This is a genomic window from Streptomyces viridosporus T7A (genome assembly GCF_008704515.1).
Taxonomy (GTDB): domain Bacteria; phylum Actinomycetota; class Actinomycetes; order Streptomycetales; family Streptomycetaceae; genus Streptomyces; species Streptomyces viridosporus.
Genome location: NZ_CP023700.1, coordinates 4,668,262 through 4,694,652 on the forward strand (window position 1 = coordinate 4,668,262; position 26,391 = coordinate 4,694,652).

24 protein-coding genes are annotated in these 26,391 nt (G+C 73.6%); 12 read left to right on the forward strand and 12 right to left on the reverse strand.

Going from position 1 to position 26,391, the window contains the following annotated elements:
* Positions 1 to 37: 37 nt before the first annotated feature.
* On the reverse strand, positions 38 to 1,729 hold the full coding sequence (locus CP969_RS21725) for a threonine/serine exporter family protein (RefSeq protein ID WP_004985048.1): 1,692 nt from the start codon (positions 1,727 to 1,729) through the stop codon (positions 38 to 40).
* A 134-nt stretch (positions 1,730 to 1,863) separates the two neighbouring features.
* Positions 1,864 to 2,355: an inorganic diphosphatase gene (locus tag CP969_RS21730; protein WP_004985047.1), complete on the reverse strand. Its 492-nt coding sequence runs from the start codon at positions 2,353 to 2,355 to the stop codon at positions 1,864 to 1,866.
* 79 nt (positions 2,356 to 2,434) lie between these two features.
* On the opposite strand from CP969_RS21730, the gene dacB reads away from it, so the two are divergent.
* From dacB to folE, 6 genes are all read left to right on the forward strand, one after another.
* Positions 2,435 to 4,060, forward strand: coding sequence for a D-alanyl-D-alanine carboxypeptidase/D-alanyl-D-alanine endopeptidase (gene dacB, locus CP969_RS21735; RefSeq protein ID WP_026084989.1), 1,626 nt, complete (start codon positions 2,435 to 2,437; stop codon positions 4,058 to 4,060).
* Positions 4,061 to 4,122: 62 nt separating this feature from the next.
* Positions 4,123 to 5,268: a zinc-dependent metalloprotease gene (locus tag CP969_RS21740; RefSeq protein WP_039830996.1), complete on the forward strand. Its 1,146-nt coding sequence runs from the start codon at positions 4,123 to 4,125 to the stop codon at positions 5,266 to 5,268.
* 188 nt (positions 5,269 to 5,456) lie between these two features.
* The gene (gene tilS / locus CP969_RS21745) at positions 5,457 to 6,482 is read left to right on the forward strand and encodes a tRNA lysidine(34) synthetase TilS (RefSeq protein ID WP_016825216.1); all 1,026 of its coding nucleotides are present in this window, start codon (positions 5,457 to 5,459) and stop codon (positions 6,480 to 6,482) included.
* 60 nt (positions 6,483 to 6,542) lie between these two features.
* Entirely contained in the window at positions 6,543 to 7,103 is a 561-nt protein-coding gene (gene hpt, locus CP969_RS21750; RefSeq protein WP_016825215.1) for a hypoxanthine phosphoribosyltransferase, read from the forward strand.
* A gap of 189 nt (positions 7,104 to 7,292) precedes the next feature.
* Positions 7,293 to 9,332, forward strand: a complete 2,040-nt coding sequence (ftsH, locus tag CP969_RS21755) for an ATP-dependent zinc metalloprotease FtsH (RefSeq protein WP_016825214.1) — start codon at positions 7,293 to 7,295, stop codon at positions 9,330 to 9,332.
* Between the two features lie 142 nt (positions 9,333 to 9,474).
* Positions 9,475 to 10,083, forward strand: a complete 609-nt coding sequence (gene folE, locus CP969_RS21760) for a GTP cyclohydrolase I FolE (protein ID WP_004985039.1) — start codon at positions 9,475 to 9,477, stop codon at positions 10,081 to 10,083.
* A 15-nt stretch (positions 10,084 to 10,098) separates the two neighbouring features.
* Here folE and CP969_RS21765 read toward each other — a convergent pair whose 3' ends face one another.
* From CP969_RS21765 to folP, 5 genes are all read right to left on the reverse strand, one after another.
* A complete protein-coding gene (locus tag CP969_RS21765; RefSeq protein WP_004985037.1) occupies positions 10,099 to 10,587 on the reverse strand; it encodes a DUF3180 domain-containing protein in 489 nt (162 codons plus the stop codon).
* A 56-nt stretch (positions 10,588 to 10,643) separates the two neighbouring features.
* Complete coding sequence (folK, locus tag CP969_RS21770) at positions 10,644 to 11,255, reverse strand: 2-amino-4-hydroxy-6-hydroxymethyldihydropteridine diphosphokinase (protein WP_004985036.1); 612 nt, start codon at positions 11,253 to 11,255, stop codon at positions 10,644 to 10,646.
* Complete coding sequence (folB, locus tag CP969_RS21775; protein WP_004985035.1) at positions 11,252 to 11,611, reverse strand: dihydroneopterin aldolase; 360 nt, start codon at positions 11,609 to 11,611, stop codon at positions 11,252 to 11,254. Before folB ends, folK begins: the two co-directional genes overlap by 4 nt.
* Positions 11,612 to 11,761: 150 nt before the next feature.
* Entirely contained in the window at positions 11,762 to 12,265 is a 504-nt protein-coding gene (locus CP969_RS21780; protein WP_004985034.1) for a nuclear transport factor 2 family protein, read from the reverse strand.
* The gene (folP, locus tag CP969_RS21785; protein ID WP_004985032.1) at positions 12,262 to 13,176 is read right to left on the reverse strand and encodes a dihydropteroate synthase; all 915 of its coding nucleotides are present in this window, start codon (positions 13,174 to 13,176) and stop codon (positions 12,262 to 12,264) included. The genes CP969_RS21780 and folP overlap by 4 nt, the downstream gene beginning before the upstream one ends.
* A 710-nt stretch (positions 13,177 to 13,886) precedes the next feature.
* Here folP and CP969_RS21790 point away from each other — a divergent pair.
* Positions 13,887 to 15,308 carry a hypothetical protein gene (locus CP969_RS21790; RefSeq protein WP_171817480.1) on the forward strand — a complete coding sequence of 474 codons (1,422 nt, stop codon included), beginning with the start codon at positions 13,887 to 13,889 and terminating at the stop codon, positions 15,306 to 15,308.
* A 130-nt stretch (positions 15,309 to 15,438) separates the two neighbouring features.
* Here the strand turns inward: CP969_RS21790 and CP969_RS21795 are convergent, their stop codons facing one another.
* Positions 15,439 to 16,773 (reverse strand): PH domain-containing protein, encoded by a 1,335-nt coding sequence (locus CP969_RS21795; RefSeq protein ID WP_016825212.1) that lies wholly within the window; start codon positions 16,771 to 16,773, stop codon positions 15,439 to 15,441.
* Positions 16,770 to 17,276, reverse strand: a complete 507-nt coding sequence (locus CP969_RS21800; RefSeq protein ID WP_039831553.1) for a PH domain-containing protein — start codon at positions 17,274 to 17,276, stop codon at positions 16,770 to 16,772. The genes CP969_RS21795 and CP969_RS21800 overlap by 4 nt, the downstream gene beginning before the upstream one ends.
* A 325-nt stretch (positions 17,277 to 17,601) precedes the next feature.
* Between CP969_RS21800 and CP969_RS21805 the strand changes: the two genes are divergently transcribed.
* Complete coding sequence (locus CP969_RS21805) at positions 17,602 to 18,753, forward strand: NADH-quinone oxidoreductase subunit D (RefSeq protein ID WP_004985029.1); 1,152 nt, start codon at positions 17,602 to 17,604, stop codon at positions 18,751 to 18,753.
* 87 nt (positions 18,754 to 18,840) lie between these two features.
* On the opposite strand, the gene CP969_RS21810 is transcribed toward CP969_RS21805, so the two are convergent.
* The gene (locus CP969_RS21810; protein WP_016825209.1) at positions 18,841 to 19,947 is read right to left on the reverse strand and encodes an SAM-dependent methyltransferase; all 1,107 of its coding nucleotides are present in this window, start codon (positions 19,945 to 19,947) and stop codon (positions 18,841 to 18,843) included.
* A 172-nt stretch (positions 19,948 to 20,119) separates the two neighbouring features.
* Between CP969_RS21810 and CP969_RS21820 the strand changes: the two genes are divergently transcribed.
* Genes CP969_RS21820 through CP969_RS21830 form a run of 3 tightly spaced genes read left to right on the forward strand, consistent with a single transcriptional unit; the run spans position 20,120 to position 22,720 of the window.
* A complete protein-coding gene (locus CP969_RS21820) occupies positions 20,120 to 21,322 on the forward strand; it encodes a sensor histidine kinase (protein ID WP_016825208.1) in 1,203 nt (400 codons plus the stop codon).
* A gap of 49 nt (positions 21,323 to 21,371) precedes the next feature.
* Complete coding sequence (locus CP969_RS21825) at positions 21,372 to 22,046, forward strand: response regulator (RefSeq protein ID WP_016825207.1); 675 nt, start codon at positions 21,372 to 21,374, stop codon at positions 22,044 to 22,046.
* A 41-nt stretch (positions 22,047 to 22,087) separates the two neighbouring features.
* On the forward strand, positions 22,088 to 22,720 hold the full coding sequence (locus tag CP969_RS21830; RefSeq protein WP_016825206.1) for an AAA family ATPase: 633 nt from the start codon (positions 22,088 to 22,090) through the stop codon (positions 22,718 to 22,720).
* Positions 22,721 to 22,746: 26 nt separating this feature from the next.
* Here the strand turns inward: CP969_RS21830 and CP969_RS21835 are convergent, their stop codons facing one another.
* On the reverse strand, positions 22,747 to 23,853 hold the full coding sequence (locus CP969_RS21835; protein ID WP_016825205.1) for a DUF5937 family protein: 1,107 nt from the start codon (positions 23,851 to 23,853) through the stop codon (positions 22,747 to 22,749).
* A 129-nt stretch (positions 23,854 to 23,982) separates the two neighbouring features.
* Entirely contained in the window at positions 23,983 to 25,215 is a 1,233-nt protein-coding gene (locus CP969_RS21840; protein WP_016825204.1) for a threonine aldolase family protein, read from the reverse strand.
* A 172-nt stretch (positions 25,216 to 25,387) separates the two neighbouring features.
* Here CP969_RS21840 and CP969_RS21845 point away from each other — a divergent pair, with 172 nt between their 5' ends.
* The gene (locus tag CP969_RS21845) at positions 25,388 to 26,341 is read left to right on the forward strand and encodes a Rossmann-like and DUF2520 domain-containing protein (protein WP_026084985.1); all 954 of its coding nucleotides are present in this window, start codon (positions 25,388 to 25,390) and stop codon (positions 26,339 to 26,341) included.
* Positions 26,342 to 26,391: the final 50 nt, after the last annotated feature.

Consider the following 26,391-nt stretch of genomic DNA (forward strand, 5'->3'; position numbering starts at 1 on the left):
CCGGCCCGGAGGACGTGGGCGGCGAGGGACGCGGCGGCTAGAAGCCCCGCGTCCGCTTCGCCGCCCTGCGCTTCTCGGCGGAGCCGATCCGCAGGAACAGCCGCGAGATCTCCGACCCGAGGTTCACCCCGATCGCGATGGCCATGGCCAGCGCCACCGCCTTCGTGAGGAACACCAGCCCCGCGTCGACCTCGTTCTGGGCGAACCCCAGCAGACCGAAGTACGTGGCGGAACCGGGCAGCAGGGGCCCGATCGCCGCCGTGGTGTACGGCAGCGCGGACGCGAACCGGTACCGGGCCAGCAACTGTCCGAACAGGCCCACCAGGCCCGCCGCCGCGGCCGTGGCGGCCACCGGCGAGATGCCGCCCGTGGAGTACATCGCCCCGTACACCACCCAGGCCACCCCGCCGTTCAGGGTCACCAGCAGCACGGTGGACCGCTCCTGCTGGAGCAGCACCGCGAAGGCCAGGGACAGCATCATCGACGCGGCGATCTGCAGCACCGGCCGCGGGGCGCCGCCGAGCGCCTCGTCCGGGTTCAGCTCGGCGCCCAGCTGCACGCCGAAGTACAGCACCACCAGCACCCCGACCACGATGCCCACGAAGAAGTACAGGACCTCCAGCAGACGCGCGGCCGCGGTGATGTAGAAGCCGGTCAGGCCGTCCTGCACACCCGCCACCAGCGCCCGCCCGGGCAGCAGCGCGAACAGCCCACCGGTGATCACCGCGGACGCCTTCACGTCCACGTGCGCCACCGTCAGCGCCACCCCGATCGCGGCCGGCGGCATCGCGGCCGCCGTGAACTGGTAGAACTCCGGCAGCCCGCGCCCCGCGCACAGCCAGGCCAGCCGGTCGCCGAGCATCGCGCCGATCGCGGCGGCGACGAACACGAGGACGCCACCGCCGACGAGCACCGAGGCGGCCCCCGCGAGCAGCCCGCTCGCCCCGGTCAGCACCCAGCCGGGGTACGGGTGCCGGTTGCGGCGGATCTCCGCCAGCCGCCGGTAGGCCTCCTCCAGGGAGACGTGCGTCTCGTCGTCGCTGAGGTCGTCCACCAGCTGGTAGACGGCCGCCAGCCGGGTGTAGTCGGGGCTGCGGCGGCGCACCGTGCGGGAGGCGGTCACCGGGTCGTCGACCAGGGACGGCTGGTAGGAGATCGACAGCAGGGTGAAGGTGACGTTGGGCTCGCAGCGGTCCAGGCCGTAGGAGCGGCACACGGCGAACATCGCCGCCTCCACGTCCTCGGCGCCCTCACCGCCCGCCAGCAGCAGCTCCCCGATCCGCAGGGTCAGGTCGAGGACGCGCGGTACCGCCGGTCCGGCCTCGTCGTGCCGCTGCACCGGCTCCGGCGCCGGCCGCTCGGTCACCGGCATGCGCAGCATCGTGCGCATCCGGTCCTGCCAGGGCACGTCCTTGGTCAGGGTGACGAGCGGAATCCCGGTCGGCGGGGTGAACGCCGGCGGCGGCTGCTTCGCGCTGTAGGTGCGCGGCGGGCTGAACGCCGACCCCTCCGGCTCGGCCGGCTGCGGCGGGGTCACCTCCAGTCCGTCCGGGAGGGCGAACTCGGAGGTCGTCTCGGAGTCCGGATCGCTCCTCGGGACGGCCAGCCCCTCGGGGACGGCGAACTCGGACGTCGGCGACTCGGCATCGGCGGGTGCCACCGCGGCGGGCGGGGCGAAGGCGCTCCTCGCCTCGTCCGACTGCGGCTTGCGGTCCTCCGTGTCCGTCACTTGCCCTGCGCTCCCTGTACGACGTACGGCACCGTCCGTAAGCCTGCCCCCGTAATGATCAGTATGCGCACCACAGCGCGACGGGCCGCACGCGTCCGCGTGCGGCCCGTCGCGACGTGCGCGAGGGTCGGGGCTCAGTGGCCGCCCTGCTCCTTGAAGCGCTTGTAGGACTGCTCGATCTCGGCCTCGGCGTCCACCCGGCCCACCCAGTTGGCGCCCTCGACCGACTTGCCCGGCTCCAGGTCCTTGTAGACCTCGAAGAAGTGCTGGATCTCCAGGCGGTCGAACTCGGACACGTGGTGGATGTCCCGCAGGTGCTCCACGCGCGGGTCGGTCGCCGGCACGCACAGCAGCTTGTCGTCGCCGCCCGCCTCGTCGGTCATGCGGAACATGCCGATCGCGCGGCAGCGGATCAGGCAGCCGGGGAAGGTCGGCTCGTCCAGGATGACCAGCGCGTCCAGCGGGTCGCCGTCCTCGCCGAGGGTGTTCTCGACGAAGCCGTAGTCGGTCGGGTAGGCGGTCGAGGTGAAGAGTCGACGGTCCAGGCGGATCCGACCCGTCTCGTGGTCCACCTCGTACTTGTTCCGCGAACCCTTCGGGATCTCGATCGTGACGTCGAACTCCACCGGTGGCTCCTCCATGATCAGCACATACTTCTGGTGGTTAAGTGTCCCTCACGCAGGTGTGTGATCGCGAAAGGGGCTGGTGGGCGTGCCAGAGCTGAGGCCTTGGCGGGCCGCGGGACCGCACGTCGTGCGGCTCGCGGACGCCGTACGACCGCGTCTCGCCCGGGTCGCGGGGACCGTACGGCCGTATCTGGCGCGCGTCGCCGCGGCCGTCGGGCCGCGGTTCGCGCGACCGGACCGGCCGGGATCACCGCAGGTCGCCCGGGGTGCGCGGTCGAAGACCCGGCGGTTCACCGCGACCGCGGCCACCGCCGGTCTGGCGCTGGCCGCGGGAGTGGCGACCGCCGCCGGTCCCTGGGACTCCACCGGTCAGCGTACGGCCGAGCGGGACCGGGCCGCGGCCCTGGAAGCCACGCGTGGCGCAGATCACGGCAGCGTCCCGGCCCACGCCGGTACGCCGCCCCGCGGTCCCCGGGCGGCCCCGCCGGCCGCCGCCGTGCTCACCGGCCTCGGCGGCACCGCCACCGCCGCGCAGTCGGTGCCCGGCGGCACGGCGCTCACCGGCGTCCTCGACCCGCTGCTGAAGGTCCCGGCGCTCGGCCGCCACTCCGCCGCCGTGGTCGACGTGGCCAGCGGGAAGCGGCTGTACGGCACCGGCTCCGGCGACGCGCTCGTCCCCGCCTCGACCACGAAGATCGCCACCGCCGTCGCCGCGCTCTCGGCGCTGGGCCCCGAGCACCGCCTCACCACCCGGGCCGTCTTCGAACCCGACACCGGGGAGGTCGTCCTGGTCGGCGGCGGCGACCCCACCCTCACCGCCCGCAAGGGGACCGGCGGCCTCGCGAGCCTGCACGACCTCGCCGAGCGGACCGCGGCCGCCCTGTCCGGGCAGGGCGTGCGCGAGGTGACCCTCTCCTACGACACGACCCTCTACCAGGGCACCACGACCCATCCGATCGGGGTCAACGCCAACCTCGCCGCCGTCACCCCCCTGATGGCCGACGAGGCCCGCACCGACGCCTCCGTCAGCGGCCCCGCCCCGCGCGTCGCCGACCCGGCGGCCGACGCCGCGCGGAAGTTCGCCGCGCTCCTCGCGGACCGCGGCATCAAGGCCTCGCCCCCCGGCCCGTCGAAGGCCACCACCCGCGCCCGCACCCTCGCCACGGTCTCCTCGCCGCCGCTGGCCGCCCTCGTCGAGCGGATGCTGACCGAGAGCGACAACGACCTCGCCGAGGCCCTCGCCCGCCACACCGCCCTCGCGAGCGGCCGGCGCGCCGACTTCGCCGGCGCCGGCGCGGCCCTCACCGCCCGGCTGAAGAAACTCGGTCTTCCCGTGGAGGGCGCCGTCTTCAAGGACGGCAGCGGTCTCGACCGGGGCGACCGGCTCAGTGCCGACCTGCTCACCGCCCTGCTCGTGAAGGCCGGCGACCCGGCCCACCCCGAGCTGCGCCCCGTCCTCACCGGCCTGCCCGTGGCGGGCTTCACCGGCACCCTCGCCGGCCGCTACGCCGACGGGGCGGCCGGCACCGTGCGCGCCAAGACCGGCACGCTCACCGGCGTCAACTCCCTGGCGGGCACCGTCGTCGACCGGGACGGCCGGCTGCTGGCCTTCGCCTTCCTGGCGAACGGCACCACCGCCCCGGCGGCGGCCCAGTCCGCCCTGGACAAAGCGGCCACCGCCCTGGCGGCGTGCGGTTGCCGGTGACCGATCGTCCCGGCCACCTCGCCGCCCTGCCCCAACCCCGGCCACTCACGTACCGTTGACGCATGACGAGCATCGGTGGTGCTGCCTCTTCCGGGATGGTCGACTGGAACCTCGCGGTCGCGACCGCGACACGGCTCATGCGACCGGGACCCGACGTGAGCCGCGACGAAGCCCGGGCCGTCGTCGCGGAACTGCGCCGGCACGCGAAGTCCTCGGAGGAGCACGTGCGGGGCTTCACCCGGCTGGGCACCGAGGAGACCCACGACACACCCGTCCTCGTCGTCGACCGCCCCGGCTGGGTCCGGGCCAACGTCGCCGGCTTCCGCGAACTCCTCAAACCACTCCTGGACAAGATGCAGCAGCGCCGCGGCAACAGTCCCGGCAACGCGGTCCTCGGCGCCGTCGGCGGCAAGGTCACCGGCGTGGAACTGGGCATGCTGCTGTCCTTCCTGGCCTCCCGCGTCCTCGGCCAGTACGAGACCTTCGCCCCCGCCACCCGCGACCTCCCGGCAGGGAGCCCCTCCGACGCGTCCGGCGGCGGCCGGCTGCTGCTCGTCGCCCCCAACATCGTCCACGTCGAACGCGAGCTCGACGTGGAGCCGCACGACTTCCGCCTGTGGGTGACCCTGCACGAGGAGACCCACCGCACCCAGTTCACCGCCGTGCCCTGGCTGCGGGACCACCTGGAGGGCGAGATCCAGTCGTTCCTGGCGGAGACCGACGTCGACCCCATGACCGTCCTGGAGCGCGTCCGCGAGGCCGCCCAGTCCCTCGTCGGCGGACGTCCCGAGGGTGAGGAGGGCGAGGACGGGCACTCCCTCGTCGAGCTCGTGCAGACCCCCGCCCAGCGCGAGGTCCTCAGCCGCCTCACCGCCGTGATGTCCCTGCTGGAGGGCCATGCCGACTTCGTGATGGACGGCGTCGGCCCCGACGTCGTGCCGAGCGTCGCCGAGATCCGCGAGAAGTTCCAGCAGCGCCGCGCCAAGGGCGCCTCCCGCCTGGACCTGGCCCTGCGCAAGCTGCTCGGCCTGGACGCCAAGCTCCGCCAGTACCGCGACGGCGAACGCTTCGTGCGCGCCGTCGTCGAGGAGGTCGGCATGGACGGCTTCAACCGGGTGTGGACCTCGCCGAACACGCTCCCCACCAAGGCGGAGATCGCCAAACCGGCGGACTGGATCACACGGGTGCACCGCAAGCCCGACGCATGAGCCCGCGCACGGCACGAACGGATCCGGCCGACGGCAGACGGGCGCCCCTCCAATCACCCTTCCGAGGGACCGTGAGTCATGGATAGGCGTGCGATGCTCGGGTAATGACCCGGTTCTGTCACCATCTACACACTCTGAGTGACCGACATCGGGTACAGCCCCCGAAAACTTCATGAAGGGAACCGGACATGGGTCCCCATCCTGCGGTCGCGGCGATACGCCTGGCGGTCCGCCGCGCCCTCCACGACATCCTCGACGATTACGGCCGAACCCCCGGCCGGGCCCCGGACGAGCGTCCCCCCTCCCCGCTCGTGCTCGCGGCCTGCTCCGGCGGCGCCGACTCCATGGCACTCGCCTCCGCCCTCGCCTTCGAAGCCCCCCGGCTCGGCCTCCGCGCCGGCGGCGTCACCGTCGACCACGGCCTCCAGGCCGGCTCCGACCAGCGCGCCGCCGACGTCGTCCTGCGCCTGCGCGAACTCGGTCTGGACCCCGTCGAATCCGTCGCCGTCAGCGTCGGCCGCGACGGCGGGCCCGAGGCCGCGGCCCGGGACGCCCGCTACGCCGCCCTCGACGCCGCCGCCGAACGGCACGGCGCCGCCGCCGTCCTGCTCGGCCACACCCGCGACGACCAGGCCGAGACCGTCCTGCTGGGGCTCGCCCGCGGCTCCGGCATCCGCTCCCTGTCCGGAATGGCCGCGGTCTCGGGGGCCGGCGGCCGTTACCGGCGCCCCTTCCTCCAGCTCGACCGGCAGACCGCCCGCAAGGCCTGCATGGTCCAGTCCCTCTCCGTCTGGGACGACCCGCACAACGCGGACCCGGCCTACACCCGCTCCCGGCTGCGCCACGAGGGCCTGCCCGCCCTGGAGAAGGCCCTCGGCAAGGGCGTCGTCGGGGCCCTCGCCCGCACGGCCCAGCTCTCCCGCGACGACGCCGACGCCCTCGACGCCTGGGCCGGCCGGGCCGCGGCCGGCGTCCGCGACGCCGACGGCAACCTGGAGTGCGCCGGGCTCCGCGCCCTGCCGCCCGCCGTACGCCGCCGCGTGCTGCGCCGCGCCGCCATCGAGGCGGGCGCCCCGGCCGGTTCGCTGTTCGCCCGCCACATCGAGGAAGTGGACCGGCTGATCACCGGCTGGCGCGGGCAGGGGGCCATCAACCTCCCCGGCAGGGTCGTCGCCCGGCGGCAGGGTGGCAGACTGGTGATTCGGCAAGGCTGAATCCTTACCTCCGGCAGCGCCGCGGGCGGTACGGAGCAGCCGGTGGGACGACCGAAAGTGATGCGGGTGGACGCGAAAGACATGGGTGCCGACCTCGAGAAGGTGCTCATCACCAAGGAAGAGATCGACGCCAAGCTGGTGGAGCTGGCCGCGAAGATCGACGCGGAGTACGCGGGCAAGGACCTGCTGCTCGTCGGCGTCCTGAAGGGCGCGGTGATGGTCATGGCCGACCTCGCCCGGGCGCTGTCCACCCCCGTCACCATGGACTGGATGGCCGTATCCTCGTACGGGGCGGGCACCCAGTCCTCCGGTGTGGTGCGGATCCTCAAGGACCTCGACACCGACATCAAGGGCAAGCACGTCCTCATCGTCGAGGACATCATCGACTCCGGCCTGACCCTGTCCTGGCTGATCTCCAACCTCGGCTCGCGCGAGCCCGCCTCCCTCAAGGTGTGCACGCTGCTGCGCAAGCCCGAGGCCGCCAAGGTCGCCATCGACGTGGAATGGGCCGGATTCGACATCCCCAACGAATTCGTCGTCGGCTACGGCCTCGACTACGCCGAGAAGTACCGCAACCTCCCGTTCGTCGGTACGCTCGCGCCCCACGTCTACGGCGGTTGAGTCCTTAAGGGCCCGTCCGCCGTACGGTGATCGGGAACCCCGGCGGACCCGGCGGCGTTGGAGCATCCGTAGACGCGTTTGCCGGCCGTCCCTCGCAGCTTCGGGGGACAATGCTGGGGTACCGTCCGAAGAACAGCCTTTATCAAACTCACTATGGCAGGAGGGACGGGGCGGCACCGCTCCGTATGGATGGACGTGAAGCGATACTTCCGTGGGCCGGTCATGTGGATCGTGCTGGCCGTCCTTGCCGTGGTCGTGTTGATGCAGGTCGTCGGCTCGTCCGGCGGCTACAAGACGGTGGACACGGGCCAGGTCGTCCAGGCGATCAATGAGAACAAGGTCGAGTCGGCCAAGCTGACCACCGGCGACGAGCAGACCATCAAGGTCGAGCTCAAGGACGGCGTCAAGATCAAGGACAGCTCGAAGATCCAGGCGAGCTACATCGGCGATCAGGGCGTCACCATCGCCAACACGCTGCAGGACAAGTTCCAGAACAAGCAGATCCCGGACGGCTACACGGTCTCACCGTCCAAGCAGAACCCGTTCGTGAGCATTCTGCTGTCCCTGCTGCCCTTCGTCCTCATCGTGGTCGTCTTCCTGTTCCTGATGAATCAGATGCAGGGCGGCGGCTCCCGCGTCATGAACTTCGGCAAGTCCAAGGCGAAGCTCATCACCAAGGACACCCCGAAGACGACGTTCGCCGACGTGGCGGGCTCGGAAGAGGCCGTCGAGGAACTCCACGAGATCAAGGAGTTCCTGCAGGAACCGGCGAAGTTCCAGGCCGTCGGCGCCAAGATCCCCAAGGGCGTGCTGCTCTACGGCCCGCCCGGCACCGGAAAGACCCTGCTCGCGCGTGCCGTCGCGGGCGAGGCCGGTGTCCCGTTCTACTCGATCTCCGGTTCCGACTTCGTCGAGATGTTCGTCGGTGTCGGTGCCTCCCGGGTCCGCGACCTGTTCGAGCAGGCCAAGGCCAACGCGCCCGCGATCGTCTTCGTCGACGAGATCGACGCGGTCGGCCGCCACCGCGGCGCCGGCCTCGGCGGCGGTCACGACGAGCGCGAGCAGACCCTGAACCAGCTCCTCGTCGAGATGGACGGTTTCGACGTCAAGGGCGGTGTGATCCTCATCGCCGCCACGAACCGCCCGGACATCCTCGACCCGGCCCTCCTGCGCCCCGGCCGCTTCGACCGCCAGATCGCGGTCGACCGCCCGGACATGCAGGGCCGGCTGGAGATCCTCAAGGTCCACCAGAAGGGCAAGCCGGTCGCCCCGGACGTCGACCTCGGCGCCGTCGCCCGCCGCACCCCCGGCATGACCGGTGCCGATCTCGCCAACGTGCTGAACGAGGCCGCGCTGCTCACGGCCCGCAGCGACCAGAAGCTGATCGACAACAAGATGCTGGACGAGGCGATCGACCGCGTGGTCGCGGGCCCGCAGAAGCGGACCCGGATCATGTCGGACAAGGAGAAGAAGATCACCGCGTACCACGAGGGCGGTCACGCCCTGGTCGCGGCGGCCTCCCCGAACTCCGACCCCGTCCACAAGATCACCATCCTGTCCAGGGGCCGCGCCCTCGGCTACACGATGGTGCTGCCGGACGAGGACAAGTACTCCACGACCCGCAACGAGATGCTGGACCAGCTGGCCTACATGCTGGGCGGCCGCGCGGCCGAGGAGCTCGTCTTCCACGACCCGACCACCGGCGCCGCCAACGACATCGAGAAGGCCACCGGTCTGGCCCGCGCGATGGTCACGCAGTACGGCATGACCGAGCGGCTCGGCGCGATCAAGTTCGGCGGCGACAACACCGAGCCGTTCCTCGGCCGTGAGATGGCTCACCAGCGCGACTACTCGGAAGAGGTCGCCGCGCTGGTCGACGAAGAGGTCAAGAAGCTCATCGAGACCGCGCACAACGAGGCGTGGGAGATCCTCGTCGAGAACCGCGACGTCCTCGACAACCTGGTCCTCGCCCTCCTGGAGAAGGAGACGCTGGGCAAGGAGGAGATCGCCGAGATCTTCGCGCCGATCGTCAAGCGCCCGCCCAGGCCCGCCTGGACCGGTTCCTCCCGCCGTACGCCGTCCACCCGCCCGCCGGTCCTCTCCCCCAAGGAGCTGGCCCTGACCAACGGGTCGAACGGCGCGACACCGGCGATCAGCACCGCCAAGAGCACCGCGGCGGACCCCGCCCCGGCGCCCGAGCGGACCCCGGAGGAACGCCCCGAGAGCTGACCCGAGCTCCCGCCGGCCCCCTCCCGGGCCCGGAATGATTGCCGCGCCCCCCAGGTTCTAGCCTGGGGGGCGCGGGCATGTGCGCGCCCGCAGCTCAGAGGGCGTGCCCCTCATCCACGCAGGCACAGGAACGAGGCACCAGATGACCAACCCGGTGACGCTGGACGACGGGACCGTCCCGATCGGCGAGTTCGACGAGAAGCGGGCCGAGAACGCCGTGCGCGAACTCCTGATCGCCATCGGCGAGGACCCCGACCGCGAGGGCCTGCTGGAGACGCCGGCACGGGTGGCGCGGGCGTACCGGGAACTCCTGGCGGGGCTCCGGCAGGAGCCCGAGGACGTGCTGACGACGACGTTCGACCTGGGGCACGACGAGATGGTCCTGGTGAAGGACATCGAGATCGTGTCCCTGTGCGAGCACCACATGCTGCCGTTCCACGGGGTGGCCCACGTCGGGTACATCCCGGCGGAGACCGGCAAGATCACGGGTCTGTCGAAGCTGGCCCGGCTGGTCGAGGTCTTCGCCCGCCGCCTGCAGGTGCAGGAACGACTCACCACGCAGGTCGCCGACTCCCTCATGCGGATCCTCGAGGCCCGGGGCGTGATCGTCGTCATCGAGGCCGAGCACATGTGCATGTCCGTGCGCGGTGTCCGCAAGCCCGGTGCCAAGACCACGACGTCGGCGGTGCGGGGCCAGCTGCGGGACGCCACGACCCGGGCCGAGGCGATGAGCCTGATACTGGCGCGCTGACCGCGCCCGGCCGTCTCAGGCCGCCGGGGTGGCACCCGCCCCGTTGTTCTCGTCGTCCTCCGGGAGCTTGCAGACCCGCTCCAGGAAGATGGCCGCCGCTATCACGCCGATGCCCGCCAGGACCGAGAAGCCGGCGTAGATGGCCTGATCGCGGCGGGCGGGGATGTCCAGGGACTCCAGCAGGAAGACGCCCGTGCCGCCGTACATGCCGCAGACGAGGGCGGCGACCAGGGCACTGGCCTGACCGAAGACGACCGCGCGAGCCGCCATCAGGGGGTCGACGCCCTTGGCCTCGGGCCGGCGCTCGCGCTGGGCCTTGAGACGGGCGCGCAGCGAGAGTGCCGTGGCCGCGAGAACCACGGCGATCAGGGCGAGGACGACGGGCGCGGCCACGGGCACGCTCGGCAGGGTCCCGAAGGAGCTCCAGAGGCGGGCGCCGGCCCAGGACAGGACCCCGGCGACGACGAAGACGCCCGCCAGCACCCTGATGCGCAGCTCTTTCACGGTGTCCCCTCGGATTCCCCCGGTGCCCCGGAATGTGATCGTGTCGACCTTAACGGCTACTCGGGCGGCCGGAGTTCCAGGTCCTCGCGGAGCACGACGCCCTCGCGGGTGACCGCGTCGAGGAGCTCGCCGACCGGCCCGCGGCCGGGGAGTTCCGCCCCGGGGTCGATGTCGTGCCAGGGCGCGAGCACGAAGGCGCGTTCGTGGGCGCGGGGGTGGGGGAGCGTGAGGTGCGGGTCGTCGGAGCGGACGTCCGCGTAGGAGACGATGTCCACGTCCAGGGTGCGCGGGCCCCAGCGCTCGTCCCGGACCCGGCGGAAGGCCTCCTCGACGGCGTGGGCCCGCTCCAGCAGGGAGGACGGGGGCAGGGTGGTCCTCAGGACCACGACCGCGTTGAAGTACGAGGGCTGGCTGCCGGGCTCGACGCCCCACGGCTCCGTCTCGTACACCGGCGAGACGGCCTTGACCCGGACGCCGGGGGTGTCCGCCAGGGCGTCGACGGCCCCCTGGAGGGTCTCCAGGCGGTTGCCGAGGTTGGCGCCGAGGGAGAGCACGGCGCGTTTCGGGTTGTGCAGGGTGGTGTCGGCGGCGTCGACCCGCTCGACCACCGAGGCGGGGACGGGCTGGACGGTCGGGTCGGTGGGGCCCTGGGCGGACGGCCTGGTCATACGCGGCTCCGGGTGATGGTGACGGTCACGTCGTCGAAGGGCACGGTGATCGGTGCGTCCGGCTTGTGGACGCAGACCTCGACCTCCCGCACCACCTCGTGCTTCAGACAGACCCGGGCGATCTGCTCGGCCAGGGTCTCGACGAGGTTGACGGGCTCGCCCTCGACGACCGCCACGACCTCCTCCGCCACGATGCCGTAGTGCACGGTCCTGGTCAGGTCGTCGTCGGCCGCGGCCGGCCTGGTGTCCAGGCCGAGGACGAGGTCCACGATGAAGGTCTGGCCCTCCTCGCGTTCCTTGGGGAACACACCGTGGTACCCGCGGGCCTTCAGGCCGCGCAGCGCGACACGATCCACACGAATCACTCCTGCAGTCGTCGGTCCGGCCGGTCGGCGCCGTGTGCGGACGGCACACCGGCCCGGGGTCGAATCTACCCGCGGGCACCGGCGGGGCCGGACCGCCGGGTGCGCCTTGTCCTGGTGGTGTCTCGTGCTCCCCCTACCCGTTCAGGCGGGGGTGTCGTCGTCCTCCGCCTCCTCGGTCTCGGCGAGGACCGGGGAGGCGTGGTGGGACCAGAGCTTCCAGCCGCCGGGGGTGCGCCGGAACACGTTGGTGGCGACGACGAGCTGGCCGACCAGGGGGCCCAGCTCCTCGCCGGCCTCGGGGGCGGGACCGCCGCTGAGGATGTTCTCGGTGCAGGTGACCAGGGCGGTGTCGCCGGTGACCGAGACGTGCACGTCGGTGAGGAAGAACTGGATGTAGTCGGTGTTCGCCATGATCAGGGCGTACGACCTCAGGACCTCGCCGCGTCCGGTGAGCACGGGCCAGCCGGGGTGCACGCAGGAGACCACACCGGCGTCCGCCGGGTCGTGGTACGTCTCGTCGACGCCGAGGTCGGCCGGGGTGAGCCAGAGTGACGCCACCTCCTCGAAGTCGCCCCGCTCGAGCGCCTCGTAGAAGGCGGTGTTGGCGGCCTCGACCTGCTCGACATCGGTGTGGGGTGCGGTCACCGGGCTCCTTCTGCGCCGGACGCGTCGGATTCGGGGGACACGCCGTCCGGTGTGCGCGCCTGCTCGACGGCGCGCACGACGCGCACGGCGTCGGCGGTCGCGCGGACCTCGTGCACGCGGACCGCCCACGCGCCGGCCTGCGCGGAGAGGGCGGAGACCGCGGCGGTGGCGGCGTCGCGTTCGCGGGCGGGCGGGAGCGAGCCGTCCGGGCCGGCCAGGACGCGGCCGAGGAACCGCTTGCGGGAGGCGGCGACGAGCAGCGGGTGGCCGAGGTCCAGGAGCCGGTCGAGGCGGGCCAGGAGGGCGAGGTCGTGGTCGGCGTCCTTGGAGAACCCCAGGCCGGGGTCGACGATCACGCGGTCGGCGGCGATGCCGCCCTCCAGGACGGCCGCCACCCGTGCGCGCAACTCGTCCACGACCTCGGTGACGACGTCCTCGTAGACGCCCCGGACGTTGCCGCCCTCCAGGAAGCCGCGCCAGTGCATCACGACGAAGGGGGCGCCGGCGGCGGCCACCACGCCGATCATGGCGGGGTCGGAGAGGCCGCCGCTGACGTCGTTGACGAGGGCGGCACCGGCCGCGAGGGACTGTTCGGCGACGGAGGCGCGCATGGTGTCGACGGAGACGGTGACGCCCTCGGCGGCGAGGCCGCGGACCACGGGGATGACGCGCCTGAGTTCCTCGGCCTCGTCGACGCGGGTGGCGCCGGGGCGGGTGGACTCGCCGCCGACGTCGATCAGGTCCGCGCCCTGGGCGACCAGGTCGAGGCCGTGCTTGACGGCGGTCGTCGTGTCGAACCAGCGGCCGCCGTCGGAGAAGGAGTCGGGGGTCACGTTCACGACCCCCATGACCGCGCAGCGGTCCCAGTGGGGGAGGCCCGCGACCTGGGGGCGTCCGCTGTGGTTGCTCATACGTTCAGCGTAGGCCCAGGGGGGCGCGCGGGTGTGCTCAGGCCGCGCGGACGGCGGTGCCGTCCGCCGTGGCGCGGGGAGGCGGAGCCGCCCCGTGACCGGTCCGCGGGCCGTGGGCCCCGGCCCGGCATTTCCCCGTCCGCCCCGACGGACACCGCATCCCGTGGTTCCGTGAAAGACCTCGAAGTCGGTGTCGGTTCGGGCATCCGGCGTCATCACGTCCTTGAGGACGGTTTCTTCGGGGAAGAGGTTGACTGCGTGCGTCCCGCAGTGCGCCGGGCACTTCCCGCACTTCCCTTCCGCCGCCGGCAACAGGTCGGGCGATTCCCGCTGCGCGGACACGGTGAAGTCCGTCACGGGGACGAAGGGAAGTCGCGGGACGAAGGGAACCGGAGGCGCGCGGATCCCGTCGGTCGTCCCGGAAAGTGGCGGATACGCCTTCGGCGCCCCGCGGCGGGGGGGGGCACAGCAGCGCGGGAGGGGGCCGCCGGGCGCCCGGCGGCGGGGCGGGACCGCCCCGGACCACCCCGGAACGCCGCGGAACGCCGCGGGGGAGACTCCGCCGGTGAAGAAAATGATCTTGGCAATTCCGGCGGTGTGTCCATTCACGCTCGGCGCGCGTTCGCTGATGCCCTGTGAAACACCCGGCGTCGCTTTGTTTTTACGGGGTGGGGCACCATCATTCGCCTACGCGCGGTAAGTTTCTGGCCATGCCACGTGGACGTCATCGTCATTCCCCGCCCCTGCACAGGATGTTGCCCCCGTCGGCGATCGCCGGCGTTTCCGTCGTCTGCGCCCTGGGGCCCTGGGTGTTCACACAACCGATGGTGCTTCGTTTGCTGGCTGCGGCCGCCGCGGTCACGGCGATCGCCGGCGCGGTCGTCATGCGGCACTGGGACGTCCAGGCGGGCAAACGCGTCGCCGACCTGACGCGCGCGCGTGCGGGCGACGAGTGGCGCTTCGAGGAGCGGGTCGCGGAACTGGAGTCCGACCTCGAGGAGTCGCGCGAGCTGCGCGTGAAGCTGGAGCAGCGGCTGCGCGCCAAGCGCGCGGAACTCGCCGGTCTGCGCAACGAGCACGCGGCGCTGCTGCGGCGGTACGCCGCGGCGGAGGTCGAGCGGGCGAGCGTCCTGGAGGACCGCCGGGTGCTCGAGATCGAGGCCGCGGTTCCGGCCCGTGCGCTGCCGGCGGGGACGTCGGAGACCGGGGCCGGCGCGGAGTCCGTGGGACCGGCCGGGCAGGAGCGGCCGCGGGAGACGCCCGCGGAGGCGGCGTCCGCGCGTGGGGACGCCGACGCGGAGCCGACGGCTCCGGCGGTCTTCTCGTCGGAGGGGTCCCAGCTGTTCCTGCGGGCCGAGGCGGCACTGGCGCGGTTCGACACGGACGGCGGCGAAGCCGCTGACGAGGCCGCCGGGACCGGCGGGAGTGCCGGGACCGGCGGGACCACCGAGGCCGCCCGGGCGGCCGGTGACGCCGGAACCTTCGAGTCCGCCGAGAACGCCGAGAACACCGAGTCCGCCGAGAACATCGAGAACGCCGGGTCCGCCGAAACCCCGGAGCCCTCCGGAGGCACCGGTTCCGCCGGTGCCGCCTTCCGGGCCGCCGGTGCGCCGGAGGCCGGCGACGCCCCGCAGCGGGGCGGTTCCCCGCAGGGGACCCGGGCCCCCGAGGACGACGGTCCCGAGCCCCCGCGGAAGCGGAAGCCGGCGCAGGAGGACGAGGCCCGGGAGCAGCCCGGGGCGGTCGGCGAGCACGGGCACGAGGCTGCCGCCCCCGGTCCGGCCACCCCCGGGGACCGGTCCGCGCGGCAGCCCTCCGGGCACTTCACCGTGCCGACCGCGGTGGCGGTCGCACCGCCGACGGCGCCCGTGCGGCGTCCGGTGTCCGAGGGCGGGTTCGACTTCTTCGGCACGAAGAAGGGCGCCGAAGGGTCCGCCATGGAGGCCGTGCAGAACGAGGACCTGGCCGATGTCGTCGGGCAGGAGGCGCTCGCGCTGCACAAGGCCGAGACCGAGGCGCGGTTCAAGCCCGCCGACGAGGACGCGCGGGGCGTCGGGCAGGTCATCGACCTGACGGCGCACGACGAGACGGAGCGGATCGACGTCCAGGGGCTGCGCAGCGCGGCCTCCTGAGGCACCGGTCACACCGACGGGCCCCGCACGGACGACGTGCGGGGCCCGTCGCCGTACCGCGCCGCCCCGCACGCTTTCCCCGCCCCGCCCCGCCCCGCCCCGCCCGCGCGGGCCGGGGCGGCAGTCGGCCTTACGCCATCCAGCGGTCCGGGCGGGCGTCCCTGCGGCCCGTGCGGGACCTCTCCGCCTGGGCCCGCAGCAGGTCCGCCGCCTCGTCGGCGTCCCTCAGGCGGGCCGTCACCGACTTGTTCGCCCCGGTGTCCACATGGACGTCGGCGACGCCCCGCGCCCGCTGCCAGGGCCCCTGGGTCAGCCGCACGCTCTGCACCTTGGCGTGCGGCACCAGGGCCAGGCTCCGTCGCAGCAGCCCGTGGCGTGAGGCGAACACCGCGTCGGTGACGGCGAGCCCGTAACCGCGCCACCAGACCGGCCTGCACCACCGCGCGCGCCTCGGCGGCCGGACGAGCGCCTCGTCCGGCGGCACGCTCACCCCGGGCAGCACCCGCGCGACGACCGCCTCGGCGATCTCGCGCGGGGCGACCGGCAGCAGCAGGGAGTTGGACGAACCCGCCACGTCCAGTTCCACGCGCACCCACCCCCGGCGCCGCCACAGCAGCGGTTCGACGATGCGCACGGTCTGCACGCGCCCCGGCGGCACCGTCTCGTGCGCCCGGTCCAGCAGCCCGTGGTCGATGCGCAGCCCGTCGGGCGACTCGCCCACGGTCCAGTCGTACTCGGTGACGAACCGGCCCACGCTGCTCGCGCCCGCCGCGCCGAGCAGCGGCACGGCGGTGGCGAGCAGCGTCCACGGGCTGTGGGTGGCCATCCACAGCGGCGGCAGCGCGACGGCGGCGGCGACCAGCCAGCCCCAGGTCGCGCCGGTCAGCACGAGGGAGACGGCCAGCACGCCCGGCGGCACCCGCAGCATCTGCCGGGACGGCGCCTCGCCGACCTCGTGCGCGGTCTCGGGCGCGAAACCGGCCGCCCGGGCGAGCAGCTCGGCGCGCAGCGCACGCGCCTCGTCGGCGCCCAGGAAGGCGAGTTCGTCCTTCTTGTCGGTGCCTATGACGTCGAGTTTGAGTTTCGCCACGCCCGCGACCCGCGCGAGCAGCGGCTGGGTGACGTCAATGGCCTGGATCCGCTCCAGCCGGATGTGCGCGGTGCGCCGGAACAGCAGCCCGGTACGGATGCGCAGTTCGCTGTCGGTCACCGCGAAGTGGGTGAACCACCACGTCAGGAAGCCGTAGAGGGCGGCGGCCGGGAGGAGCACGGCGAGACCGATCAACAGGGTGGTGGGCGTCAGCCGGGTCAGCTGGCGCTGTGCCCCGTCGGGGTCGTGCAGCGCCCACCCGATCAGCACCGCGACGGGCGCCCACGCCCGTCTGAGCGGCGTGACGGGGTGCAGCCGCCGCTCGATCACGGGGCGCCGCTCCCGTACGCCCTCGTGGACGCCGGGGGTCGTCACAGCCCCGCCGATCGGGCCTCGCCCAGCTCGGTGAGCCGGTCGCGCAGCCGTTCCGCCTCGGCCGGGTCGAGGCCGGGGATGGTCGCGTCGGTCGCCGCGGCGGCCGTGTGCAGTTGCACGCTGGCCAGGCCGAAGTACCGTTCGACGGGCCCGGAGGTGACCTCGACCAGTTGCATCCGCCCGTACGGCACGACCGTCTCCCGGCGCCACAGGACACCCCGGCTGATCAGCAGGTCGTCGGCGCGCTCGGCGTACCGCCAGGAGCGCCAGTTGCGCTCCAGCAGCGTCCAGCCCCAGACCGCCAGGGCCGGCGGCAGCGCCGCGAAGGCGGCCCAGCCGGGCCCGGCCAGCAGCCCCGGGACCAGGGCGGTGGCCAGGGTCAGCAACCCCAGCCACACCACCAGCATCAGCCTCCGCATCCGCAGCAGCCCCGGGGGCAGCGCGATCCACACCGGCTCGTCCTCCCCGGCCACCGGCCCCGCGACTTCCGCCGGATCCGCCACTTCCACCGGCCTCTTCGCTTCCGCCGGGCGGCTTCCGCCGGCCGCGGCTTCCGCCGGGCCCGCGGCTTCCGCCGGGCCCGCGGCTTCCGCCGGGCCCGCGGCTTCCGCCGGGCCCGCGGCTTCCGCCGGGCCCGCGGCTTCCGCCGGGCCCGCGGCTTCCGCCGGGCCCGCGGCTTCCGCCGGCCCCGCGGCTTCCGCCGGCCCCGCGGCGCTCCCCGCCGGATCCGTCGGCCCCACCTGCGCCGGCCCGCCCGTTCCCACGGTCCCGGCGTCGTGCCCGCTCCCCGTCTCCATGGGGCCAGCGTACGTAGGGGAGACTGTGTCCATGACTCCTACGACGGAGACCGTGGTCGGTATCGGCGGCGCCGCGGAGAGCACCGACATGGTGCTCAACATCGGACCCCAGCACCCGTCCACGCACGGAGTGCTGCGCCTGAAGCTCGTCCTGGACGGCGAGCGCATCGTCCGCGCGGAGCCGGTGATCGGCTACATGCACCGGGGCGCGGAGAAGCTGTTCGAGGCACGCGACTACCGGCAGATCATCATGCTGGCCAACCGCCACGACTGGCTGTCGGCCTTCTCCAACGAGCTGGGCGTGGTCCTCGCCGTGGAGCGGATGCTCGGCATGGAGGTCCCCGAGCGCGCGGTGTGGCTGCGCACGCTGCTCGCGGAGCTGAACCGGGTGCTCAACCACCTGATGTTCCTCGGCTCCTATCCGCTGGAGCTCGGCGGCATCACCCCGATGTTCTACGCCTTCCACGAGCGCGAGGAGCTCCAGCACGTCATGGAGGAGGTCTCCGGCGGGCGCATGCACTACATGTTCAACCGCGTGGGCGGCCTCAAGGAGGACATCCCGGCGGGGTGGACGGCACGCGCGCGTGCCGCCGTCGCCGACGTGCGCTCCCGCATGGACCGCTTCGACGACCTGGTGCTCGGCAACGAGATCTTCCGGGGCCGCACGCGCGGCGTCGGCGTCCTGTCCCCGCGGGCGGTGCACGCGTACGGGGTGAGCGGGCCGCTCGGCCGGGCCTCGGGCGTCGACTTCGACCTGCGCCGCGACGAGCCGTACCTCGCCTACGGCGAGCTGGCGGACGTCCTGAAGGTGGTGACCCGCCGGGAGGGCGACTGCCTCGCCCGCTTCGAGTGCCTGCTGGAGCAGACGTACAACTCCCTCGACCTCGCCGACGCCTGCCTCGACCGGCTCGCCGAGCTGCCCCCGGGGCCGGTCAACCAGCGGCTCCCGAAGGTCCTCAGGGCGCCCGAGGGGCACACGTACGCGTGGACCGAGAACCCGCTCGGCATCAACGGCTACTACCTGGTCAGCAAGGGCGAGAAGACGCCGTACCGGCTGAAGCTGCGCTCGGCGTCCTACAACAACATCCAGGCGCTCACCGAGCTGCTGCCGGGGACGCTGGTCGCCGACATGGTGGCGATCCTGGGGTCGATGTTCTTCGTGGTGGGCGACATCGACAAGTAGACCCGCGCAGGTAGACCCGTGCAGGTGGGTCCGTGCAGGTCGGCCCGGGCGAGGAGGCCCGGGCCCGTCCCCGGGCCCGGCGGGGCGTCAGCCGGTGAGCACGTCCCCGATCCCCACGGGCTGCACCAGCCACCCGAAGTCGCCGAACCCGCCCGGCGCGGTGAGCTCGGCGGCCTGGGAGGCGGTCGCGAGGGCGCGGACGTACCCGGCGGGGTCGGTGGACGCCCGCGCGAGCGGCGGGCGGTCACCGGTGAGGCCCAGGGAGCGCAGGGCGTCCCGCTGGGACAGCAGGCGGGCGCCGGGGAGCGCGCAGGCGGCGGCACAGGCGTCCAGGGCGACGTGCGCGGTGATGTCGCACGACCCGTCCGGCACGGGCGACGTCTCCCGCCCCTCCCGGAAGCCGGTGAGCGTCCCGAACGGCGGCCGCGCGCCGGCCGTGTGCGCGTAGTCGACGGCGACGGCGAGCCCCCGCGCGAGCGTCCCGGCCACGGCGGCCCAGGCCCGGTCGCGGGGCAGCCCGATCTCCGCCCGCAGCCCTTCCTCGCCCCCCAGCGGCCACCACCGGGCCAGCCACCGCGCCTCGGCGCCCGCGACCGGCTCCCCGAGCCGTTCCGTCCCGTCCGCCCGGACCAGGACCAGCCGGGGCACACCCGCCGGGTCCACCTCCACGACCTCCACGGGGACGTTGTCCAGCCACTCGTTGGCGAAGAGCAGCCCCGTGACGCGCTCCGGGGGGTCGGCCCGCCACTCGATCCGGTGATCGAGCCCGGCGGGACGGTCGGCCAGCTCGACGGCGTACGCCCGCACGCGTGCCGCCACGTCGGCGGGCAGCGCGGTGAGCACACCGGTGACCAGTTCCCCCCGCCCGGCGGCCATGTCCACGAAGTCGAGCACCGCCGGCCGCCCCAGCGCCTCGTCGACCCGGCACAGCAGACGCGCCACGGCCCCGGCGAACAGCGGCGAGGCGTGCACGGACGTACGGAAGTGCCCGGCCGGGCCCTCGGGTCTGCGGTAGAAGCCGCCGGGCCCGTACAGCGCGGCCCCGGCCGCCGCACGCCAACCGCGCCAGCCGTCCCGCTCGCCCCGCCCGTCCTGTTCGTCCCGGTCACTCCGGTCACCCCGGCCGTCCTGCTCGCCCCGGTGGTCCCACCCGTCCCGGTCACCGTCCGCGGCCCCTGCCGTCACCGGTGCCACCCGCCTTCCGTCGCCGCCGTCACCGGTGTCCCTCACCTGTCGTGCCGTTGTCACCGGCCCACATTAGGGGCACGTGTGTACCGGGCCTCCACCTTGCGGAGTACACGTACCGACCGGGGATCGGCCCTCCGGTTGACCCCTGCACGCATTTCGCTTCCCTACGCTGGGTTACGTGCAGCGCCTCTATGACTTCCTCCGCAGGCACCCGGCATGGGTCGACGGCTCCTGGGCCGCGGTCCTGTTCGGGATCTCGGTGCTGAGCGCGGCGCCCGCGGAGGCGTCCCGGGGAGCCGAACTGCCGGCCCTGACCGTGCCGGTCACCCTGCTGCTCTGCCTGGTCGTCGCGCTGCGCCGCCGGATGCCGGAACACATGCTGGTCCTCGCCCTCGTCACGGGCTTGGCGCAGCTGGTCCTGGACGTGTCGACGGTGCCCGCCGACTTCGCCCTGCTGGTGATCGTCTACACGGTCGCGGTGATCGGCGCCCGCTGGGCCTCCCGCCTCGCGCTGTCCGCCGGCCTGTGCGCCGCCCCGCTGGCGCAGATGCGCTGGCCGAACGAGGGCGTGGGCACGGCGGGCAACCTCGCCGTGGTGATCTTCCTGACCGTGCCCTTCGCCCTCGCCTGGGTGCTCGGCGACTCCATCCGCACCCGCCGCGCCTACTTCGCGCAGCTGGAGGAGCGCGCCGCCCGGCTGGAGAAGGAGCGCGAGGCACAGGCCAAGGTGGCGGTCGCCGCCGAACGCGCCCGGATAGCGCGTGAGCTGCACGACGTCGTCGCGCACAACGTGTCGGTGATGGTGGTGCAGGCCGACGGCGCCGCCTACGTCCTGGACGCGGCGCCCGACCAGGCGAAGAAGGCCCTGGAGACCATCTCCTCCACCGGCCGGCAGGCCCTCGCCGAGATGCGCCGCCTGCTCGGCGTGCTGCGCACCGGCGAGCACCAGGAGGCCGGGGAGTACGTGCCGCAGCCCGACGTGCGGCAGATCGAGGACCTCGTCGAGCAGTGCCGGGAGGCCGGACTGCCCGTGGACTTCAGGATCGAGGGCACCCCGCGCCCGCTGCCCAGCGGCGTCGAGCTCACCGCGTACCGCATCGTGCAGGAGGCGCTCACCAACACCCGCAAGCACGGCGGACCCAACGCGGGCGCCAGCGTGCGCCTGGTGTACTTCGACGACGGGCTGGGCCTGCTCGTCGAGGACGACGGCAAGGGCGCCCCGCACGAGCTGTACGAGGAGGGCGGCTTCGACGGCCAGGGCCACGGCCTGATCGGCATGCGCGAGCGGGTCGGCATGGTCGGCGGCACCCTGGACGCGGGCCCGCGCCCCGGCGGAGGATTCCGCATCAGCGCCCTGCTGCCGCTCAAACCCGCGCATTGACGCCCGCGCATGCCCTGTGTTGACACCTGTAACGACGGAAGAGGACTTGATGACGATCCGCGTGATGCTCGTCGACGACCAGGTGCTGCTGCGCACCGGGTTCCGGATGGTGCTCGCCGCCCAGCCGGACATGGAGGTCGTGGCCGAGGCGGGCGACGGTGTCGAGGCCCTCGAGGTGCTGCGGTCCACCGCCGTCGACGTGGTGCTGATGGACGTCCGCATGCCGAAGCTCGACGGGGTGGAGACGACCCGCCGGATCTGCGCGGACACCGACCCGCCGAAGGTGCTGATCCTGACCACCTTCGACCTCGACGAGTACGCCTTCTCCGGGCTCAAGGCGGGCGCTTCCGGCTTCATGCTCAAGGACGTGCCGCCGGGCGAGCTGCTCGCCGCGATCCGCGCGGTGCACAGCGGCGACGCCGTGGTCGCCCCGTCCACCACCCGCCGGCTCCTGGACCGCTTCGCGCCGATGCTGCCGGGCACCGGCAAGCAGCCCGCGCACAAGGAACTGGAGCGGCTCACCGAGCGCGAGCGGGAGGTCATGGTGCTGGTCGCGCAGGGCCTGTCCAACGGTGAGATCGCGGCCCGGCTGGTGCTGTCCGAGGCGACGGTGAAGACGCACGTGGGCCGCATCCTGACCAAGCTGGGCCTGCGGGACCGGGTGCAGGTGGTGGTCCTCGCCTACGAGACGGGACTGGTGCGGGCGGGCGGCGGACACGGCTGAACGGCTGACCGCCCGCCCCCGCGTCGGTAGGGTCCTCTGCCATGCTCCTGTGGATCAACGGCCCCTTCGGGGGCGGCAAGACACAGACCGCACACGAGATACGGCGTCGGCTGCCCGGCAGCGTCGTCTGCGATCCCGAGCACGTCGGCTTCGGCCTGCACCGCACGCTCCCGCCGGAACTCCGGGAAGACTTCCGGGACCTGGCCTCCTGGCGGCAGGGGGTCGTCGAGGTCCTCGACCTCGCCCTGAGCGAGCACGACGGCGTGGTGATCGTGCCCATGACCGTCACCGACTCCGGCCACTTCGCGGAGACCGTCGGCCGCCTGCGCGAACTCGGTCACGACGTACGCCACTTCACCCTCCTCGCCGAACGCGCAACGGTGCTGCGGCGGCTGCGCGAACGCGGCTTCGGACGCCTCCTGGGACACGTCGGGGGGAAGAACGCGGGCCTGCGGCGGGAGAGCTGGGCCGTGCGGCAGCTCGACCACTGCCTGGAGCGGCTCGCCGAGCCGGAGTTCGCCGAGCACCTGTGGACCGACCGCACGAGCGTCCCGAAGACGGCAGACCGCATCGCCGTCCTGGCCGGACTGACCCTGCGCCCCAACGACGAGGGTCCGCTGCGGACCCGGCTGCGGCAGGCGGGCGTCGGCATCCGCCACATCCGCTTCGACTGAGGACCGCGTGCGGGCGCGGACGCCCCTCAGCGCAGGATCCCCTCCAGGAAGTCGCTGCCGAGCCGGGCCACGACCGTCACGTCCAACTGGTGCAGCACGTACCGCCCGCGGCGGCGCGTGGTGATCAGGCCGGCCCTCTTGAGCACCCCCAGGTGCCGGGATATCTCCGGCGCCGTCATGCCGTGCACCTGCGCCAGCTCACCGGTGGTGTACGCGCTGCGGGCCAGATGGCGGCACAGGCGCATGCGCACCGGATGGGACAGCGCCGTCATCCTCAGGGCCAGCTGCTCGACCGTCGGCGGGGCGGCGAGCTCGGGGGAGCCGACCGGGTAGTGCAGCACCGGCTGCCAGCCGTACCGGTGCAGGACCATCAGGTGCGGCCAGCCCAGGCTGGTGGGGATCAGCAGCAGTCCGCCGTCGGCCGTGGCCGTCCGGCCGTCGCCCAGCTTGTCGACGGTGATCCGGCCGGCCGCCTCGTCGAACGTCACCGCCGGGGACACCGCGGCCAGCGCCTCGGCCAGCCCCTTGCGCCGCAGCAGTTCGGTCTTGTGGCGGGTGTCCGCGGCGAGCTGGTGGCGCAGCCGGGACCAGGTCTCGGCGAAGAACGCCTCGTCGCAGTCCTGGAGGAACTGCCGCAGCCAGGCACGGATCCGCGGCGGGTCGGCCAGCAGCCGCTCGGTGAACCGGACCTGGCGCGGCCCCCGCGCGGCGGCCAGTTCCAGCGAACGCCGGCGCAGCCCCCCGTCGGTCAGTGGCCCCGGGCCCGGCGTGCCGTAGGGGAGCGCGCAGGTGAACTCCAGGGCGGCGTCCACGAACTGCTCGTCCGACAGCTTGTCCAGCAGGTCCAGCTCCTCGGCCAGGTCGGCGCCCGGGAGCGTCCGGCCGCCCGGGACGCCCGCACACGGCAGGAACAGGTCCGAGAACGTCGTGCGCCACAGGAAGTCCGCCTCGCACATCCGGTCCGCCAGGTGCGGGTCCAGCCGCGCGGTCACTCCGGTCACCCAGCCCTGCAGGCCCGGATGGTGCCCCGGTTCGGACAGGGCGTGCAGCGCCATGCCGAGCTCGGCCAGGGGGGAGGGCACGGCGACGGCCCCCTCCGGCCGCAGCCCCGCGATGTCGATGCGCACGCTCATGCCCACATGGTGCACCCCGCCACCGACAACGCCGGCCACGATTGACGGCCGCCGTCAATCGACGGGACTTCCCGGCGGGGACGGCGCGCGGAAGGGCACGGGCCGCCCACCGGTCCGACGCGCGGCGGTCTAGCGCGCGTCGGTCTCGCGCACCAGCCGCCGCGCGAACTCCGCCGCCGCCGTCCGCACGTCGTCGGCCGTCCACTCCAGGCCCGCGGCCCGCACATACACCTCCGTGAAGGCCAGACCCGGCCCCTTCGGCTCCCAGTGGTTGGCGAACAGCACGCTGCCCGTCTCCTCGGCCGACCGGATCGCCGCCTCCACGACGGCCTCGGCGTCGTACGGGAGCCACACCTGGAAGTCGTGCGTGTGCGGCACTTCGGGCTGGACGCGGAACCAGGGCAGTCCGGCCGCCGCGAGGCCCTCGCGCAGCGCGGCGGCCACCACGCGCGCGTGCGCGACGTACTCCGGCAGCCGGGGCAGCTCCCGCTCCAGGCCGATGAGGGCCGACAGAACGGTGGGGAACTGCTGGAAGACGTTGCCGCCGTACCGGTGCCGCCAGGCCTTCGCCTCCTCCACCAGGGTCGCCGGACCGGCGAGGGCCGCGCCGCCGAAGGCGCCGAGGGACTTGTAGAACGACACGTAGACGCTGTCCGCGAGCCCCGCCACCTCCCCCAGGGACCGGCCGAAGTGCGCGGTGCACTCCCACAGGCGGGCCCCGTCGAAGTGCACGACCGCCTCGCGCTCCCGCGCCGCCTCCACCACCTCGGTCAGCTCCTCCCAGGTGGGCAGCACGAAACCGGCGTCCCTGAGCGGCAGCTCCAACATCAGCGCCCCGAAGGGTTCCTCGAAGTCGCGCACCTCCGCGGCCGTGGGCAGCCGCGGCTCGCCCGTCACCCGCACCGGCCGCAACCCGCTGACCTGACTGAGCGCGTTCCGCTCGTGCACCTCGGGATGGCTCAGCGCGTGCAGGGCGACGACCGGGTTCCCGGTGCGGCCCGCCCAGCAGCGCAGGGCCACCTGCTGGGCCATGGTGCCGGTCGGGAAGAACGCGGCGGCCTCGGTGCCGAGCAGCCCGGCGACCCGCCCCTCCAGGGCCTCGACGACGCCGTTGCCGTAGATGTCGGACATCTCGTCGAGGTCGTACACGCTCCCCGCCGCATCCAACAGGGCCAGCCGCTCCCTGAGCGGGGCGACGAAGCCCAGGCGCGCGAGCACGCGCGGGGCGCTGCGCCAGGCGGCGATCCTCCGTTCGCGCGGCGTCGGGTGCGCCGCGTCGCCGGTCTCCGGCCCGAGTGGCCGCTCGTCCCGTACCGTCGTGTCGCCCGTGCCCTCCGCCGTATCACTCATGCCCGCGATCATCCCCCGTCCCCGTCCGCACGGGCACCCGCATTTCCGCACCGGCGCACGGCGCACCGGCGTACGGAAACCCACAGCCTGTGGACGACCGGCCGTTCCCCGGAACCGATCGCGTTAACATGACGAGAAATCGTCCGGTACCCCGAGCGGACTGGAACGGGAAGGCCGCCGTCGCGTGAACACAACCCCACAGCCAGATCCCAGGGACCGCCCCGCGCGGCTCGCCGTCGGCGTCGTCGGCGCCGGACGCGTGGGTCCCGTGCTGGCCGCGTCCCTCCAGCTCGCCGGGCACCGCCCGGTGGCCGTCTCCGCGGTCTCCGACGCCTCCCGCAGGCGCGCGGAGCAGATGCTCCCCGACGTGCCGGTGGTGCCGCCCGCCGAGGTCCTGGAGCGGTCCGAGCTGGTCCTGCTGACCGTCCCGGACGACGCCCTGCCCGGCCTCGTCTCCGGCCTCGCCGACACCGGCGCGGTGCGGCCGGGGCAGCTGCTCGTGCACACCTCCGGGCGGTACGGAGCGAAGGTGCTCGACCCCGCCCTGCGGGCCGGTGCGCTGCCGCTGGCCCTGCATCCCGCGATGACCTTCACCGGCACCCCCGTCGACGTGCAGCGCCTCGCCGGGTGCTCCTTCGGCGTCACCGCGCCCGAGGAACTGAGGCTGGCCGCCGAGGCCCTGGTGATCGAGATGGGCGGCGAGCCGGAGTGGATCGCCGAGGAGAACCGCCCGCTGTACCACGCGGCCCTCGCGCTGGGCGCCAACCACCTGGTCACCCTCGTCGCCCAGTCCCTGGAGCTGCTGCGCACCGCCGGCGTCGGGGCCCCCGACCGGATGCTCGGCCCGCTGCTCGGCGCCGCCCTGGACAACGCCCTGCGCTCCGGCGACGCGGCCCTCACCGGCCCGGTCGCGCGCGGCGACGCGGGCACGGTCCGCGCGCACGTCGCCGAGTTGCGCAGGCACGCCCCGCAGACCGTCGCCGGCTACCTGGCGATGGCCCGCGCGACCGCCGACCGGGCGCTCGCCCACGGACTGCTGAAGCCGGAGCTCGCCGAGGACCTCCTCGGGGTACTCGCCGACGGAGCCACCGGCACCGACGGCACCACCGGCACCGGCGGCCCGGGGGAGACCCGATGAGCAGCACCGGCCGCCCCGCCCCCCACACCAGCCGCACCACGACGCGCGCG